Annotated in this window: 13 protein-coding genes; 7 read left to right on the top strand and 6 right to left on the bottom strand. The window is 53.3% G+C overall.

Translation table 11 applies throughout. The features are described 5' to 3' along the window. Positions 1 to 31 precede the first annotated feature (31 nt). The 3 genes from GXP52_01750 to ccsA form a co-directional block, all read right to left on the bottom strand. Entirely contained in the window at positions 32 to 709 is a 678-nt protein-coding gene (locus tag GXP52_01750) for an HAD hydrolase-like protein (GenBank protein ID NOY86010.1), read from the bottom strand. Next, a complete protein-coding gene (locus tag GXP52_01745; GenBank protein NOY86009.1) occupies positions 706 to 1761 on the bottom strand; it encodes a cytochrome c biogenesis protein ResB in 1056 nt (351 codons plus the stop codon). The genes GXP52_01750 and GXP52_01745 overlap by 4 nt, the downstream gene beginning before the upstream one ends. A gap of 156 nt (positions 1762 to 1917) precedes the next feature. After that, complete coding sequence (gene ccsA / locus GXP52_01740; GenBank protein ID NOY86008.1) at positions 1918 to 2700, bottom strand: cytochrome c biogenesis protein CcsA; 783 nt, start codon at positions 2698 to 2700, stop codon at positions 1918 to 1920. A 210-nt stretch (positions 2701 to 2910) separates the two neighbouring features. Here ccsA and GXP52_01735 point away from each other — a divergent pair, with 210 nt between their 5' ends. The 5 genes from GXP52_01735 to GXP52_01715 all read left to right on the top strand — a co-directional run bounded on the left by GXP52_01735 (position 2911) and on the right by GXP52_01715 (position 10445). After that, entirely contained in the window at positions 2911 to 5025 is a 2115-nt protein-coding gene (locus tag GXP52_01735; protein ID NOY86007.1) for a thioredoxin domain-containing protein, read from the top strand. Positions 5026 to 5079: 54 nt separating this feature from the next. After that, a complete protein-coding gene (locus GXP52_01730; GenBank protein ID NOY86006.1) occupies positions 5080 to 5172 on the top strand; it encodes a DUF3047 domain-containing protein in 93 nt (30 codons plus the stop codon). 74 nt (positions 5173 to 5246) lie between these two features. Further along, positions 5247 to 7235 carry a transketolase gene (tkt, locus tag GXP52_01725; GenBank protein NOY86005.1) on the top strand — a complete coding sequence of 663 codons (1989 nt, stop codon included), beginning with the start codon at positions 5247 to 5249 and terminating at the stop codon, positions 7233 to 7235. Between the two features lie 166 nt (positions 7236 to 7401). After that, entirely contained in the window at positions 7402 to 8943 is a 1542-nt protein-coding gene (locus GXP52_01720; GenBank protein NOY86004.1) for a DNA mismatch repair protein MutS, read from the top strand. Further along, entirely contained in the window at positions 8940 to 10445 is a 1506-nt protein-coding gene (locus GXP52_01715) for a DNA mismatch repair protein MutS (protein ID NOY86003.1), read from the top strand. Before GXP52_01720 ends, GXP52_01715 begins: the two co-directional genes overlap by 4 nt. 46 nt (positions 10446 to 10491) lie before the next feature. On the opposite strand, the gene GXP52_01710 is transcribed toward GXP52_01715, so the two are convergent. Continuing rightward, positions 10492 to 11799 carry a DEAD/DEAH box helicase gene (locus tag GXP52_01710; GenBank protein ID NOY86002.1) on the bottom strand — a complete coding sequence of 436 codons (1308 nt, stop codon included), beginning with the start codon at positions 11797 to 11799 and terminating at the stop codon, positions 10492 to 10494. A gap of 126 nt (positions 11800 to 11925) precedes the next feature. Between GXP52_01710 and GXP52_01705 the strand changes: the two genes are divergently transcribed. Next, positions 11926 to 12168: a hypothetical protein gene (locus tag GXP52_01705; protein ID NOY86001.1), complete on the top strand. Its 243-nt coding sequence runs from the start codon at positions 11926 to 11928 to the stop codon at positions 12166 to 12168. A 451-nt stretch (positions 12169 to 12619) separates the two neighbouring features. Continuing rightward, on the top strand, positions 12620 to 14449 hold the full coding sequence (locus GXP52_01700) for a Dynamin family protein (GenBank protein ID NOY86000.1): 1830 nt from the start codon (positions 12620 to 12622) through the stop codon (positions 14447 to 14449). A 58-nt stretch (positions 14450 to 14507) separates the two neighbouring features. On the opposite strand, the gene GXP52_01695 is transcribed toward GXP52_01700, so the two are convergent. Together GXP52_01695 and GXP52_01690 are read right to left on the bottom strand one after the other, a co-directional pair. Continuing rightward, on the bottom strand, positions 14508 to 15281 hold the full coding sequence (locus GXP52_01695) for a 1-acyl-sn-glycerol-3-phosphate acyltransferase (GenBank protein NOY85999.1): 774 nt from the start codon (positions 15279 to 15281) through the stop codon (positions 14508 to 14510). Positions 15282 to 15337: 56 nt separating this feature from the next. Continuing rightward, positions 15338 to 16276, bottom strand: a complete 939-nt coding sequence (locus GXP52_01690) for a patatin (protein NOY85998.1) — start codon at positions 16274 to 16276, stop codon at positions 15338 to 15340. Positions 16277 to 16596 lie beyond the last annotated feature (320 nt).

Raw genomic sequence — 16596 nt, 5'->3', positions numbered from 1 at the left:
GTCAAGGTTTTATCAGGTCCATCCTGATCGGCTAAGGGATGATCTCCTTGAAGGTTTCAATGGAATAGAACCGCCCGGATTTCCCCGGCGGGCGGGCGCTGCTGGACTTGAGAATGTGGACGAGATAGCGGATTTTGAAACGCCAGGCGGCTTCCAGGACGGACAAGGTATCCTCGGCCAGGAAAGTCCTGGCCGGATCGAACCCCATCCGTCGCCGAAGAGCTTCCCAGAAGCGCCGATCCTCCTTTGGCGCGCCAAGTTCCTGGGATGTGTAGACCGCGTGAAACATACCTCCCAGGGAGGTCTTCCTCATTTTGAGGTCCAATGTCTTGCCGTGGGCGTTGGTAACCAGGCAGACCTTTTTCCCCGCCCCCCTTACCCCCATTAAAAAGTCGGGGACAAAAGGGTGAACCGCGATGAGATGATCCACCTGTTCCTTGAGGGCAGGTATGTCCAGCCCAAGCTCTCCCGACCAGTAGTCCAGATTGGTCCAGTTCAAGGTTCCCTCCTGGGCACGGTAGCGCTTCATGAGCTTCCCTTTGGCCTCTTCCCGGGACATCCCGTGGGCCAGGGCATACTGCTCGGGAACATACTCCTCCCAGAAGTGGTCGTCGAAGTGCTTGTCCAAAAGAGTGCCATCCATGTCAAGCAGGACAAGATCGATATCGTCCCACCGGGGCGGCGCCTTGACCGGAACGACAGGTTTCATGACGTGGGACCGGCACCGGATGGGAGAATTCCAAGGTAGCCCGCCAGAGCCCAGAGGGTCCCGACGGAAAGGATCACCGCCCCCACGATTACGAACCACACACCCGGATCACGATTGACCCTGAAAATCCCGTAGACCGATTCGCTCAGTTGGCCGAGTACAATTCCGTTCCCGGCAACGATCGCCCTGTCGTTCATGCCTGGAGCCGAGGATAGATAGGCCGATCCCATGACTTTCCCTTCAGAATTCTTAACGAGAACAAGAAGGCCGGGACCTATGGCGTTCCCCCTCCTCTCCCCCCGCTGCAAAACCCCTCCCAGTTCCAGCACCCTGTCCCTTTCCAGGGTAACCGGCCTCCCAAGGACAAGCCGTACGGCCCCGGAAGTCTGTGTCCCCAGAACGCCCCCAATAACTCCTGCGCCATAATCCTCTGGAGGATATACGACCGTATTGCCATAAATAAAGGGATGGTTCAGCCGCAAACTGCCCTGCGACACCTTGGAACCGGAGGCGAAAAGACTGACACGGCTATGTGTATCCAGCGGCCGGCCCTGAGGTGACTGAATAACCTTCAGGTTGTCCAGCCGCAATGACATCCCCATGCCGGGCACTTTTACCTTCTCGCCCTCGGATATGTGGACCCTTGCCCTGACGCCCCACGCGCTTCCGATTACGAACCCGGTGAAGACCAGGAGAAAACCCAGGTGGACAAGGACCTCGCCGAGACCCCTTATCTTCCTCCTTCTGCGGATAAACCAGTTCACGGTACACATGAGCAGGCTGAGGATCATCAGGTAGGACAGCACCACCAGGACGTATATCCACAGGGACATGGGAAAAATCCCGGGTGCCACCTGACTCATCCAGAGGCTGAACGGGTAGGAATCCATTTTAACCCAGAACTGGGGATCGTTGAAATAAGCCACGATGGATCCGGCCCCCAGATCGACGCACCAGAGGATGCTCAGGACAACGAAGGTCACGGGGGATACGGCCGTGCGCCAGAGAAATCCGGGGATATTCCCTAATCCGTTTTCAGGTTTTTTGTTCATATCTTTTAGCTTCCGCTGCGGCTCCTACAGTCGCCCCACGGGATTGCTTCGCGTAGAGTCGGCTCGCAATGACATTGTTTGTTCCTCGTGTCTCCGCGTCCCGGCATCCCGGCGTCTGCTCTCCCACGTTGGATATTGAACGTTATTTACACCCCACTATATCAGCGGGTGGGATGTCCTGAACAACAGTCCCAGCCCCAGATAGGTGAACAGGACCAGGGCGAAACCGGCCACCGCCAGGATATTCAGGGGCCGGCCCTGCCAGCCTGATCTGTTCCGCACGTGGAGTACCCCCGAGTAGTAGAACCACAGGATCCATGACCACAGGTTTTTGATCTTCCACGTCCAGTAGGATCCCCATGCCAGATAGGCCCAGAGACTGCCGACGATCATGGCCCAGGAGAAAAGTATGTACCCGACATAGATGCTTTCGTCGAGCATACGCTTTCCGTCGTCCAGATCAGACGGCCTCAGTGCGAGGAGCCTGTAAAGCCCCAGGAGAGCGCCAATCGCGAAAAGGCCGTAGGCGGCAAAGGATGTGGCAACGTGGATGAGGAACAGGGGCGTATCGATGGCAGGGGTCAGGGGGGCCACCGCTTTCGGCCCTATGGAGGCAAAGAGCAAAGCCGCCTCTGCCATTGCGAGGGCGGCGGGAAGAAATGGATAGGCCTGGTATCGGAAGACAAAGTACAGTGCCGCCGCCACAACCCAGAGGGCGAGAAACTGCTGGGTCTCAAAAAGGCCCGTAACCGGCAGATGCCCCCCCGCTCCCCATCGGAGGACCAGAAGAACGATCTGACAGGCCAGGCCCATGGCGGCCGTCAAAGGGGCGACGACGCGGGGGACTCTCCTCGCCGCGAGGGACAGGCAGGCCAGCACGAAGGCCAGACCATAGAATCCCAGAGACAGATAGTGTAGAAAGTAGGTGGTCCCGATCATTCCGGCCCTTGCTGAAGGTTTTCAGAAAGTAGTTCTCGAATTTTTACCGTGTATTCGTGTTCTGAATTCTAAAGTGAAAATGACACTTTTCGCTTTCCGTGGAGTAAAAAGCCATTAAGGGACCTTTTACGACAGTGTAAAAGTTGGCCGGAGAATGTTACCATAACTGAAAAATTTTAATAGACCACAACCGAAAATGGAGCAACACGGTTGAAAGATCACACCAAAGGACGAGCGAACCGGCTCATAAACGAGAAAAGCCCCTACCTCCTCGATCACGCCTATAACCCGGTAGACTGGTATCCTTGGGGGCCCGAGGCCTTCATGAAAGCCGCCTCTTTGGACAGGCCGATATTTCTTTCCATCGGTTATTCAACCTGCCACTGGTGCCACGTCATGGCGAGGGAGTCTTTCAGCGACCCCGAGGTGGCCGCGCTTTTAAACGAGAATTTCATCTCCGTCAAGGTCGACCGGGAGGAGAGGCCCGACCTGGATCATATCTACATGGCTGCCTGCCGGTATCTTACCGGAGGAGGCGGGTGGCCTCTGACCGTAATAATGACCCCGGACAGGAAGCCCTTTTTCGCGGGAACCTTCTTCCCCAGGACCACCCGTTTCGGGCGGACCGGGATGCTTGAGCTCATCCCCCGAATTGGGGATGTCTGGAAGAACAACAGGGGAAAGGTCTTGAATGCGGCTGAAGGAATCCTCGCCAACATGGAGAACATGCTCTGCCCGCCGCCAGGGAAAACCCCTGGCGGAGAGGTTGCGGACAAAGCCTTTGAACAGATGTGCGAAACATACGACAGCCGGTACGGAGGTTTCGGAGATGCGCCCAAGTTCCCCACGCCCGGACGCCTCATCTTTCTCCTGAAATACTGGTGGATGACCGGGGCACCTGAAGCCCTTTCCATGGCCGAAATGACTCTTCAAAACATCCAGAGAGGCGGGATCTATGACCATGTCGGGCATGGGTTTCACCGTTACTCCACCGACGAAAGGTGGTTTGTTCCCCACTTCGAAAAAATGCTTTACGACCAGGCTCTCCTGACAATGGCCTACACGGAAGCATACCAGGCCACAGGCAAGGCGGAGTACCAGAGAACGGCCCGGCAGGTCTTAGCCTATGTTCTCAGGGACATGACTGACGGGGAAGGCGGTTTTTACTCGGCTGAAGATGCCGACAGCGATGGGGAGGAAGGACGGTTCTACACCTGGACCTGGGACGAATTGAAATCCATTCTTAACGAAGCGGAGTTTACGATTGTCAAGGAGGTTTTCCGGATCAGTGCGGAGGGGAATTTTTCTGAGGAGACCGGACACGCGAACGGGCGGAACATTCTGTACATGGAGGCTCCGCTGCCCGTTGTCGCCGATCAGCTCAAAATCCCATTGGACGAGTTGTCGGCCACCTTGGAAGCAGCGCGCCTGAAGCTGTTCGAAGCCAGAAAAGAGCGGATTCGCCCGGACCTGGACAAAAAGATTCTCACCGACTGGAACGGTCTTATGATCGCCTCCCTGGCCAAGGCGGCCGCCGCCTTTGGTGAACGAAAATACGCCCTTGCCGCTGAAGGAGCGGCACACTTCATCCTCAAAAACCTGAAGGAGAAAGACGGTCAGCTCCTGCACAGTTTCTACAGGGGGCATTCAGGCATAGCGGGCAACATCGACGACTACGCCTTTTTCCTCTGGGGACTTGTGGAACTATACCAGTCAACGTTCAAAACCGTGTACCTGTCGGAGGCATTGAACCTCGCCGAGGAGATGCTCTCACTGTTCTGGGATAATGAAGCCGGGGGATTCTTCTTCACCTGCCGGGGGCGCGGTCCCCTTTCCATCCGTCACAAGGCCTCAGCAGATGGCGCTACCCCTTCAGGCAACGCTGTGGCCGCCATGAACCTTCTGCGGCTGGGCCGCTTAACAGCGACACCGCGGCTCGAGGAAAAAGTGGCTCCCATCGGTCGTGCCTTTTCCAATGCGATCCTTCGGGATCCATCATCCCACGCCACATACGTTTCCACCATTGCTCTGGCACGGGGACCGGGCATGGAGGTGGTAATCACCGGCGATCGGAAAGGAAATGACACTGTCGAGATGATACGCGCTCTCCGATCCGTCTATCTCCCCAACATGGTGGTGGTATTCGTGCCGATTTCATCGAAAAAGCCCCGGATCGTGTCTATCGCTCCCTACGTCAAGGCGATGCGGGCTATCGGGAATAAGGCCACCGCCTATGTCTGCCAGGATTACATCTGCCAGAGTCCCATCAGGGATGTGGGCATTTTGACTGAAACGCTTTGGGGCGCCGGAAAGGGGAGAAGATGAATAGAGTGAAAATCCACCCCTTGTTTCGGTAAGGACCCGCCGCGTTCCGCCACCATCGCCATCATGAACGACTCGGACAACACCCATGAGGCCTCGGTGTCATATGTGGATTATATCGAGGTTTCTGCCCTTCCCCCACCTTCTTGACACCCACACCCGCCCCTGTTACGTTCGGCGAAACCTGGCGACAACACCCTCATCCCCCCTTCCAGGAGTACGAAATGGACCTTGAAACTCTTTCCATCAACACCCTTCGCATGCTGGCGGTGGACGCAGTTCAGAAGGCCGATTCCGGGCACCCCGGCATGCCCATGGGCGCGGCCCCCATGGCCTACGTTCTATGGACCGATATATTAAAGCACAACCCGGGAAACCCCGATTGGCCGGACCGTGACCGCTTTGTCCTTTCGGCAGGGCACGGCTCCATGCTCCTGTATGCCCTTCTTTTCCTGACCGGATATGACCTGTCGCTGGATGATCTGAAAAATTTCCGCCAGTGGGGATCCAGGACCCCGGGCCATCCCGAGGTGCACATGACGCCGGGTGTGGAGACTACCACCGGGCCGCTGGGCCAGGGGATCGCCAACGCAGTTGGAATGGCCATGGCCGAAGAGCATCTGGCCGCCCGCTTCAATCGATCCGGCTTCCCTCTTGTCGACCACTATACCTACGCCATCGCCGGAGACGGTGATCTCATGGAAGGCATCTCATCCGAGGCATGTTCCCTTGCCGGGCATCTCGGTCTGGGAAAGCTCATAGTGCTTTACGACGACAATCACATCTCCATAGAAGGTCCCACCGAACTGGCCTTCACCGAGGATCGGATGGAGCGCTTTGACGCTTACGAATGGCATACCCAGAGGGTCCCGGACGGAAACGACACAGCGGCCATCCGCGGCGCCATCGAAAATGCCAGGCAGGAGATTGACAGGCCTTCCATCATTGCCGTTCGCACCCACATCGGGTTCGGAAGCCCCAACAAGCAGGACACCTCGGCAGCCCACGGATCCCCACTCGGGGAGGAAGAGGTCAGGTTGACCAAGAAGAATCTTGGATGGCCGACGGATCGGACTTTTTACATCCCGGATGAGGTCATGAAGCATTTTCGTAAGTGCCTGCAAAAGGGCTCCGCTCTAGAGGGGAAATGGAAGGACATTTTTGCTGCTTACGAAAGAAAATTCCCGGAGATGTCGGCCCAGTGGCGTCAGATGTGGAGCGCCGATCTTCCCCCGGGATGGGAGGAGGCCCTCCCTGAACTTGCGGGCGAGGATTTGGCCAGCCGAGCCGCTTCGGGAAAGGTAATCAACGCGCTGGCGCCGGTCCTGCCCCGCCTCCTGGGCGGATCCGCCGACCTTGCGCCCTCCAATAACACCTTAATCAAGGACGAGGGTAGCTTTTCCAGGGAGGACCGTTTGGGAAGGAACTTCCACTTCGGGGTTCGGGAACACGGTATGGGAGCCATTGCCAACGGTATGGCGCTGCACGGGGCTCTGCATCCATACATCGGTACATTCCTCATATTCTCCGATTATATGAAGCCGGCCATACGGCTGGCCAGCCTTGAAAAATGTCCCGTTACGTACATCTTCACCCACGACAGCATCGGTCTGGGCGAGGATGGCCCAACCCATCAGCCCATTGAACAGCTTGCCGCCCTGCGATCCATTCCCGGCCTCATCGACCTTCGCCCGGCCGACGCCTCTGAAACAGCGGAAGCGTGGAAGGTGGCCCTCAAGGCCAAAGGTCCCGCGGCCCTCATCCTGACCAGGCAGAAACTGAAATCCATCGATCGGGTGACTGCGCCCCCCGCACGTGAGATCGCAAGGGGCGCCTACGTGTTATCGGACCCATCCGAAGAACCTCGCGCCATCATTTTCGCCAGCGGGTCTGAGGTTGGTCCGGCGCTGGAGGCTGTTGAACTTCTTGGAAAAACCGGTATTCCCGTCCGCCTGGTTAACGTGGCGAGCTTCGAGCTTTTCGACCGCCAGCCGGAGGCGTACAGGGAGGGGGTCCTGCTGCCCGGGATCGCCGCCCGGTTGGCCGTTGAGGCGGCCTCGCCCTTCGGTTGGGAACGCTTCGTTGGTATGGGGGGCAGGATTATCGGTATCAACCGATTCGGGGCCTCGGCCCCGGGAAAAGTGAACATGGAAAAGTTCGGCTTCACCGCCGATAACATCGCCGGAGCGGTAAAGGAACTCCTGGCGGATTAGAACCCAAAAAGATTCAGGAAAGAACGACATGGGCGCTGATGGAACTGACCCGGCCTTTCAACCAGCGAGCGATCTTGGTTCGCTGGAACAGATGCCTGGTACTGTAACAAGTGCCCGATACAATGACTTTCCACAGCGCACTGTTTGAAAGAGAGATGCTCTACTCATGACTTTCCACAGCATACTATTTGCAAGAGCAGAAGCTGAAGACAGCATAAAAAATGAAACACTTGAAGCACCTGCCGTTTTTGTTGATTTGAATCTTGATCAGATTATCGACGCCATCACGGCGAACAAGGAGGAATATGATTTAAAACCATTTTTTTACACTCCCTTGAATGATATCGACCTGATCAAATATCGTCAGGAAATCATGCAGGAATTTGGGAACGAAACTCTGTTGGAAAATATAAATTCATTTGCGCAAAAAATGAGGATAATGCGCCGATATCTTACCTTGGCAGATACACTTTCCTACAAATACCATAAAGAAGGATGGTTTCTGGAGGCGATGGAGATTTATTGCGATGCTATCAATGATCTTGTACATGATCTTTTCCATATAGATTTAAAATCACGCGGATTTTTGGCTTTTCGAGCTTATTTGGCTGACTATGCCGATTCGGACCGTTTCACCTCGCTTCTGGCGGAAACGAAAAAGCTAAGAGCCGATCTATCAGATATTAAATATTGTCTGCTTATTAATGGGAACCGAATCAAGGTTCGCAAATATGCAGCTGAAATCGATTACAGCGCGGATGTTGAAAAAACATTTGCCAAATTCAAACAGGGTGCGGTGAAAGATTACAGGGTTAAATTTCCCACCCGGTCGGGCATGAACCATGTTGAAGCCAGGGTGCTTGATTTACTAGCCGATTTGTACCCCGACATATTTCTGGATCTTGATAATTATTGTGCGAAAAACAGTAATTATCTGGATGATACTATCGCCGTTTTTGACCGGGAAATACAATTTTACATTGCCTATCTGGAATATTTAGCGAAATTCGAACAAGTGGGATTGACATTCTGTTATCCCAGGATCTCCAATAAAAGCAAGGAGGTTTATAATTATACAGGATTTGATTTAGCCCTGGCCGATAAACTCATTACCGAGGACTCGTCCGTTGTCTGCAATGATTTTTTCCTGAAAGGCAAGGAGCGCATCTTTGTTGTATCCGGTCCCAACCAAGGTGGAAAAACAACCTTTGCCCGTACCTTCGGGCAGTTGCATTATCTGGCCGGCATTGGTTGCCCTGTCCCGGGTAGAAAAGCGCAACTTTTTCTGTACGATAAGCTCTTTACCCATTTTGAAAAAGAGGAAAACATCAAAGACCTGAGGGGCAAACTGGCGGATGATCTGCTCAGAATTTACGATATTCTAAATGAGGCAACATCAGACAGCATCATTATAATGAACGAAATTTTCACATCCACAACATTAAAGGACGCTGTTTTTCTGAGCAAAAAAGTAATGGAAGACATAATACAACTGGATCTGTTGTGCGTCTGGGTAACGTTTATTGATGAATTGACCCCTTTCAGCGAGAAAACCGCAAGTATGGTCAGCACGGTTGTTCCCGAAAATCCCGCATTGCGAACATATAAAATCCTTAGAAGACCGGCTGACGGACTCGCCTATGCGCTATCCATTGCCGAACAGCACCGACTTACATATGATCTCTTAAAGGAGCGCATTAAATCATGAAAGCTTTTTTGATGTATAGAGATCATGATTTTGAACTACAGCTGAAATTATCTTCGAATGAAAAAGCACGGATCAAAGATCTGGAATTAAACACGCTGTTCAATGCCATGGCTCTCGATGACAAAATTTTATTCGAAGTTGCAAGAAAAGCGATATTGTCAAATTTAGACGATCTGGACACAATACGATATCGTCAGGCAATCCTTAAGGATTGCCTGAAAAATTCTTCCATTATCAAGGATATCTACAGTATCGCGATAGAAGCGATTGAGAACAAGAGGAGCTCTTATTATTACATTCTCAGCAAATATCCAGGCTCGATACTGCATGGTTCGATAGAAACATTGCAGATGCTTGTGGGTCTGCTTAAGAAACTGAAAAAAATTGCCGATGAACACGCGGATAAATTTGAGTCAGAGGGTTTTACGGCGGTTTTCTCAATGCTCAAAAAGGAACTTGATGATGAATATTTCACCAGGGTCCAGAATCATCTAAGGGAGCTGAAATTCCGCAATGGAGTTTTGATCAGTGCTGAATTGGGAAAAGGCAATGAAGGCGCCCATTATTTACTTCGTAAACCACAAAATAAAAAACAGAGTTGGATGGAGCGGATCTTTACTAAAAAACCACCCGTTTACACGTTTCGTATCGCTGATCGGGATGAAAGCGGCGCCAGGGCCCTGTCGGAATTAAGAAACAGGGGGATTAACTTTGTCGCCAATGCACTCGCCCAGTCCGCTGATCATATTCTCGGTTTCTTTAACATGCTGCACATCGAATTAGCTTTTTACATCGGTTGTTTGAATCTACATGGGCAGCTTGCTCAGATAGGGGGGCCATTATCCTTTCCCATTCCCGCGGCATCCGACGAACGCAGACATTCTTTTCAAGGATTATACGATGTCTGCCTGGCCTTAACGATGAAACATCAAATTGTCGGCAATGACGCGAATGCCGACAATAAAAACCTCGTGATAATCACCGGCGCCAACCAGGGCGGTAAGTCAACTTTTTTACGAAGCATTGGTTTAGCTCAATTGATGATGCAATGCGGCATGTTTGTGCCGGCGGAGTCCTTCTGTTCAAATGTCTGCGACAGCCTGTTCACACACTACAAAAGGGAAGAAGATACTACAATGAATAGCGGAAAATTGGATGAAGAACTCAGCAGAATGAGCGATATCGTAGACGATATAACGTCAAATTCCATGCTGCTGCTTAATGAATCATTTGCCGCGACCAACGAAAGAGAAGGCTCTGAGATTGCGAGGCAGATAAATTGTGCATTATTGGAAAAACAGGTCAAGATTTTCTTCGTTACACATTCATATGAATTTGCACATGGTTTTTATGAAAAAAAATTGGAAAAAGCCATTTTTCTGAGGGCTGAAAGGAAAACCGATGGAAAAAGAACTTTTAAAATTATCAAAGGCGAACCATTGCAAACCAGTTATGGCGAAGATGTGTACAACAGGATATTTGTAGAATCGGTGCCATCCTGAATAGGATCAAGGTTCTTTATCAGGAAGAACCGGTGCCGGACCCCGCTCAGGTCCCCTGTCTGAAGTGTGTGGGCGATTCCGTCCCTGCACCAGGGCTGCCGAATGATGGACGCCTGCTTCCACGGTTGCGAGGGTGTCTGTTTTTCCTGCTCTTTCCGTTCCCGTCGCCCCGTGTCCCCTGATCCCGGCCCCTAGGTTGGAGGATTCCCCTAAACGGGGACGGGATGTGCCAGGGATTGTCCTCCGACACCGGAACCTGTGTCCTGATCAACCTCTGGATGTCTCTCAGGTAAGCCCCCTCGTCCGCATCGCAGAAGGAAATGGCGAACCCATCCGCCCCTGCCCTGGCCGTTCTGCCTATACGGTGAACGTAGCTTTCCGGAATATTGGGCAGGTCGTAGTTGATGACGTGGGTAATACCGTCAACATCTATGCCTCTTGCGGCAATATCGGTGGCGACCAGGACCCGGGTCTGTCCCCGGCGGAAGTTCTCAAGCGCCCTGGTACGGCTGGTTTGTGACTTGTTACCGTGGATTGCTTCAGCCTGGACTTTAGCCTTCTCCAACTGCTTCACTACCTTGTTGGCTCCGTGTTTGGTCCGGGTGAAAACCAGAGCCTTCGATACCTCGGGGTTATCGAGGATGTGCGCCAGGAGATTACATTTGTCCTTGCGGCTTACGAACATTACCTTCTGATCTATGCGCTCCACAGTGGTGGCGGAAGGAGCCACTTCCACTTTTGCCGGGTTGATGAGCATGCTGTCGGCGAGCCGGACGATCTCCGGCGGCATGGTTGCGGAGAAGAAAAGCGACTGTCTCCTCTGCGGCAGGACGGCAATAACCCTGCGAACATCGTGGATGAATCCCATATCCAGCATCCTGTCCGCTTCGTCGAGGACAAATACCTCGAGACGGTCCAGACGCAGATGCTTCTGGCCCATGAGGTCGAGAAGGCGTCCCGGTGTGGCAACCAGGACATCTACGCCTCTGGCAAGAGCCTTCACCTGGGGGCTCTGTCCCACTCCACCGAAGACAACTGCCCGGCGAAGACTCAGGTGGCGACCGTAGACCCCGAAGCTTGCGTCGATCTGTGCGGCCAACTCACGGGTGGGCGTAAGGACGAGGACTCGGACCGAACGGGGCGTCGCGGGTCTTCGTTTCCGGTGAAGAAGCTGGATGATCGGCAGGGCGAAGGCGGCTGTTTTCCCTGTTCCGGTCTGGGCACACCCGAGAAGATCACGTCCCTTCAGAAGATCAGGAATGGAGGCCGCCTGAATGGGAGTGGGACTTGTATATCCTTCTTCCCGGACAGCGCGCTGAAGTTGTTCGATAAGGTTTAACTCGTTGAATGTCATTTTACTCATATGTCTCTTTTCCGGTTCACACCTGTGCGCCCGCAGAACGTTGCAGAGGGTTTTGGGTGATCTATTCGAGCAGCCTGCCTGGGGAAGCTCATTCATCGCGAAGCAGGCCTGCGGGCCATGTCTTGTATCACATGCGGGAGCGAAAGCAAAGAGGATAGCTGTATCCTTCGGTTTTCCGGGTCCGTGGAAGACGGCGATATTTCCGTTGGCATAACGGCGCAGCTTGACCTTCACTTTGACATAGTTGTCGTTGCGCACCATCCGGGTGAACTGTTTGCAGAGGATATCATCCAGATGTCCTCAGGACCATTGACCAATATTCAATTTTCCAATATAAATATCAGTGGTTTCAAGCCTTGATTATTGGTTCATCCGGTTAATGCGTACCTTATATTATTATTTTGCTGTCATTGCGAGGAGCATCGAGGGAGACGAGAGTGACGCGGCAATCCCGNNNAGCTGAAAAGCTCGTCACGGCGCCCTCCGGCCGCTATGGGATCGCTTCGCATGGGTTACAGCTCGCGATGACAGATGGCGGGATACGGTTCACGATGACGAATGGTGGGGTATGATCCACTCCACATTCAGGTACTCGTTTCCCGGATGATCCTGTATTATTTAAAGGTCGGTCGGCAAGTAAAGCTTGTCTGACCGGGTAATATGGGTCTTAGCCCATATTGTTTCATGGGTGATGGAGTTCACCGCACAACTGCCCTGAGGGGATGATGACTCCTGCCAAGAGGATGCCGGCAGGGCCGTGGGCTTGCCCATCGAAAGGTCCCGCCGGACACAGACTTGGAGGAGTCGGCACATGCCAGACCTGTCAGAAAAAAGCGTCGAGATTCAAAACACTCAAGCGGCCCGAAGCCATTCCGGTGATTCGATCAACACCCTTCTTGACCGAGCAATTGGAATGCTGGACACCCCAGGGGCACAGGTATTCTCCGGCCTGGAAAAGCTCCGGCACCTCAAGGCCCGGCTGGAAAGTGATCATTTCAACATGGCCGTACTCGGCCAGTTCAAACGGGGCAAAAGTACGCTGCTGAACGCCCTGTTGGGTGAAGCTATCCTCCCGTCCTCGGTAGTCCCCCTTACCGCCATTCCGACCTTTATCCGATGGGGATCCGAGCTTCGGGCACGCATCCTTTTTGAGGACGAACAGCCGCCAAAGGAATATTCGGCTGCAGATGCGGACGATCTGGGCCAATTTCTCAAGAGATTCGTAACCGAGGAGGCCAATCCCGAAAACAGGCTGCACGTTCTTCAGGCCGAGGTATATCATTCATCGCCCATTCTGAAAAAAGGCCTGGTTCTCATTGATACTCCTGGGATCGGCTCAACCTTTCAGCACAACACCGAGACCACCCTGAATTTTCTTCCCCAGTGTGACGCCGCGCTTTTCCTCATCTCGGCCGACCCACCCATTACAGAGGTGGAGATATCGTTTCTCAAGGAGGTACGCACAAAGATTGACCGTCTTTTTTTCATCTTCAACAAGATCGACTATCTCACCGGCCCTGATTGTGAGACGGCCCTGGGTTTTTTCAGGAAGGTGTTAAAAGAACAGGCCGGCATTTCAGAATCATCGCCCATCTATCCTGTTTCAGCCCTCCGCGCACTCAATGCACGGATCAGCCGGGACCAGGAGGTTTTGAGGGAGTGCGGGTTCGAGGATGTGCAGGCGGATCTTATCGATTTTCTCATCAACGAAAAGACCCAGGTTTTGCGGCGGGCCCTCGCGAGAAAGGCCGGGGACGTTGTCACCGAACTTCTCATGCGGCTTCACCTGGAGGCCCGTTCCCTTCAGACCCCATTGGAGGATCTCGGCGAAAGGCTTTCCCTCCTGGAGAGCAAAATCAGGGAAGCCGAACGGCAAAGGACTTCCGCAGGGGATCTGTTGACCGGGGACAGGAGAAGGACAGTGGAATTTCTGGAACGGCAGGCCGATGATCTCCGTCAGAAGGCCAGAAACTACTTTGAGGACGTGGTGAGAAAATCGACGGCGACCTCAAAAAGCGGAGAATCCATGGAGAAGGCGGCCAGGGAAGCCATTGCCGATTCCATTCCCGGTTTTTTTGAGCGGGAACTGGGGGAGATATCATCCGAGTTCGATGATCATGTCACAGAGCTGCTGAAACCCCACCAGGAGAGGGCTGACAGTCTTATCGAAGTGGTGAGAAGGGGGGCGGCGGAGCTGTTCGACATTCCTTATCGGGCCCCGGAAAGTTCCGGCGCCATGGAGGCCAGCCGCCAGCCGTACTGGATCACCCACAAATGGGGCTCTTCCCTTAACCCCATACCGGCGGGCCTCTGGGATTGGGTGCTGCCCGGCGGAATCAAAAAACAGATTATTCTCAAGCGTGTTCTCAAGCAGGTGGAGGATATTGTCCTCTACAACGTGGAGAACCTCAGATGGGCGACCCTGCAGAACCTGGACACGGCCTTCAGAAAGTTCACATCAAACCTGGATCTACGCCTGGGGGAGACAATCAACGCAACCCAGGGAGCAATTCAGGCTGTCATTAAACGGAAGACTCAACAGTCCGATACCGTGGCCGGCGAACTTGCAAGGATCGAGGAAAAGATAACCGGACTCGAGGAACTGGAAAGAGGATTCAGGGATCTCTCCGGACGAACCTGATCTTCCTAGTCCCTGCGTCTGCTTTTTCCGTTGAACGTTGAACCTGGAACTTTGAACGTTACTTCCATTTCTCCAGCTTCTCCCGGATAAACCCGACTATACGCTCCTGCTCATCACGTCCATTGCCCGACACCGTCATCGGCTCGCCAAAACAGATGTGGGCGGGGATTTTCGCGTGGATCTTCCCGAAGTCCTTCACCCATCTTCCCACGCCCCACGCGTCTGTTTTAAGGGCAATGGGCACGATGGGAACCTTGGCCCTGCGCGCAAGTTTGACACCGATGGAGTTGAACTGTTCGGGGTCTAACCCGACGCTTCGGGTGGTCTGAGGAAAAATAATGATGGACCTCCCCTTTCCCAGTTTATCGCTGCCGTCCACCAGAACCCGTTTCAGATCTTCACGGGCGTCGGTCCTCCCGACCACTACCGGGTCCCGCGCCCTCATGATGTATTTAAACACAGGATAATTGATCAGGCTTTCCTTCACTACGAAAGTGACATCCCTGTGGGGCTGAATTATACAGGGTAGAACGAAGGTCTCCAGGGTGCTCATGTGGTTTCCGATAAAGACACATGGCGAGTCGAGGTTGATAAAAGCCCCCATATTTTCGACCTTCACCTTCACCCCGACCGATTCCAGCGCCCTCAGGACAGCCTCGCTGCTCTTTATCCAGTCGTTTCCGTCGTATGCCCCCCTTTTGGCCTTCCTGGACCCATTCCAGTAGACCCCCATCATCTGTGCGTAGAAGTAGAGATCGGGAAAGAGCCGGGCCAGGACCGCACGCTCCCTCTCTGGTGACCTGTACGAAGTCACTTCACCGAATCGTGTCATGCTTTCACCTGCCAACAGGACCCTCACATTATACTACAGGCGCAGGCCAATGGTATTTACATTGAATCCAGGGCTTTTTTGGCCGCGCGGTATCCCCGCTCCATGGCCTCGGACGCCCTGTAGAATTCAGCAAAACCTATGTCTCCCACATCAGGTATGATCAAAATATCCGGTGGGCTGATGGTAAGTTTCATCCTGGTGAGCTGGACCTCGATAATGTTCATGGATGTGGTTATGACATCGAGAATACCGGGAAGCTGTTCTTCCCTTTTCCAATCCTTAAAAAGGGTGGATTTCTTTCCCTGGAAAAATCCACGGATCTTATCTTCGAATATTTTTACAGCTCCGTGGCTTTTCGAATTTTTTCCCCCGGATATCGCTGGAGGTCCCTTCACGATTTTTTCTTTCATGGTGCCATGGAAAAGGGAAGAGTTGACGTCCACTGCTATCACAAAATCCGCCCCCATCTCCCTCGCCACGTCCACGGGGACCGGATTGGTTAACCCACCATCCACCAGCAGGCGCCCATTGTACTTTACCGGTGTAAAGATCCCCGGAATTGACAGGCTCGCGCGCACCGCCTCGAGGACATCCCCCCTCTCGATCACTACCTCCTCCCCCGAATCAAGGTCCGTGGAAACGGTTCTGAACGGTATTTCCAGATCCTCCATTATTATCGGTCCAATCTGTTTCTCAAAAAATCTTGAGACCTTGTCCCCATCCAGCAGCCCGGACCTGGGAAACACCAGGTCGAGCATGGTGATCACCTGACGTTTTGTAAGTGATGATGTGAACTCCTCAAGACTTTTCATCCTTCCCGATGCATAAAATGCCCCGATGAAAGCCCCCATGCTCGTACCAGCCACGAAACCGGCTTTTATTCCTGCCTCGTCAAGGGCGCGGATTACTCCAACGTGGGCCCATCCCCGCGCGGATCCGCCACCAAGGGCAAGACCAACCTTTTTTTTGTCTGCAAGCGTCCTTTTTCGAAACATCGCCTACCCCGTCAACTTTCCACCGGTTCATCCCGCCCGGGATAACGGACGGACCCGTTGCCATAGTTTAACGCAACAGACAAAAAATACAGCAGAAATTTACAAGGTTTGGTTCATCCTGGAAATAAGTACCTGGATGTGGACCAGGATTTGGGAAAAGCTAACTTAATCCTGCCCACGGCGGGACTCACGGCAGGCAGGGACATACAAAAGCTAATTCAACACAGGGTGCACAGGGTTACACAGAGTACACAGGGTGTGGCAGGGTGAGAGGATGCGGTCTCCTTTGGTAAAACAACAGGGTCCGGGGTCTAGCCTTC

Source organism: Deltaproteobacteria bacterium (assembly GCA_013151915.1).
In the GTDB taxonomy this organism is placed as follows: domain Bacteria; phylum BMS3Abin14; class BMS3Abin14; order BMS3Abin14; family BMS3Abin14; genus BMS3ABIN14.
The sequence above is the reverse complement of the archived record's forward strand: the minus strand, read 5'-3'. Positions and strand labels throughout refer to the sequence as shown.

What these genes read in the sequence shown, in the direction of transcription:
- GXP52_01710 (NOY86002.1), bottom strand. Translation starts at nt 11,799, where the DNA reads ATGACATTCAACGAGTTAAACCTTATCGAACAACTTCAGCGCGCTGTC.
- GXP52_01690 (NOY85998.1), bottom strand. Translation starts at nt 16,276, where the DNA reads ATGTTTCGAAAAAGGACGCTTGCAGACAAAAAAAAGGTTGGTCTTGCC.
- GXP52_01700 (NOY86000.1), top strand. Translation starts at nt 12,620, where the DNA reads ATGCCAGACCTGTCAGAAAAAAGCGTCGAGATTCAAAACACTCAAGCG.
- ccsA (NOY86008.1), bottom strand. Translation starts at nt 2,700, where the DNA reads ATGATCGGGACCACCTACTTTCTACACTATCTGTCTCTGGGATTCTAT.
- GXP52_01750 (NOY86010.1), bottom strand. Translation starts at nt 709, where the DNA reads ATGAAACCTGTCGTTCCGGTCAAGGCGCCGCCCCGGTGGGACGATATC.
- tkt (NOY86005.1), top strand. Translation starts at nt 5,247, where the DNA reads ATGGACCTTGAAACTCTTTCCATCAACACCCTTCGCATGCTGGCGGTG.
- GXP52_01705 (NOY86001.1), top strand. Translation starts at nt 11,926, where the DNA reads ATGTCTTGTATCACATGCGGGAGCGAAAGCAAAGAGGATAGCTGTATC.
- GXP52_01695 (NOY85999.1), bottom strand. Translation starts at nt 15,281, where the DNA reads ATGACACGATTCGGTGAAGTGACTTCGTACAGGTCACCAGAGAGGGAG.
- GXP52_01720 (NOY86004.1), top strand. Translation starts at nt 7,402, where the DNA reads ATGACTTTCCACAGCATACTATTTGCAAGAGCAGAAGCTGAAGACAGC.
- GXP52_01745 (NOY86009.1), bottom strand. Translation starts at nt 1,761, where the DNA reads ATGAACAAAAAACCTGAAAACGGATTAGGGAATATCCCCGGATTTCTC.
- GXP52_01715 (NOY86003.1), top strand. Translation starts at nt 8,940, where the DNA reads ATGAAAGCTTTTTTGATGTATAGAGATCATGATTTTGAACTACAGCTG.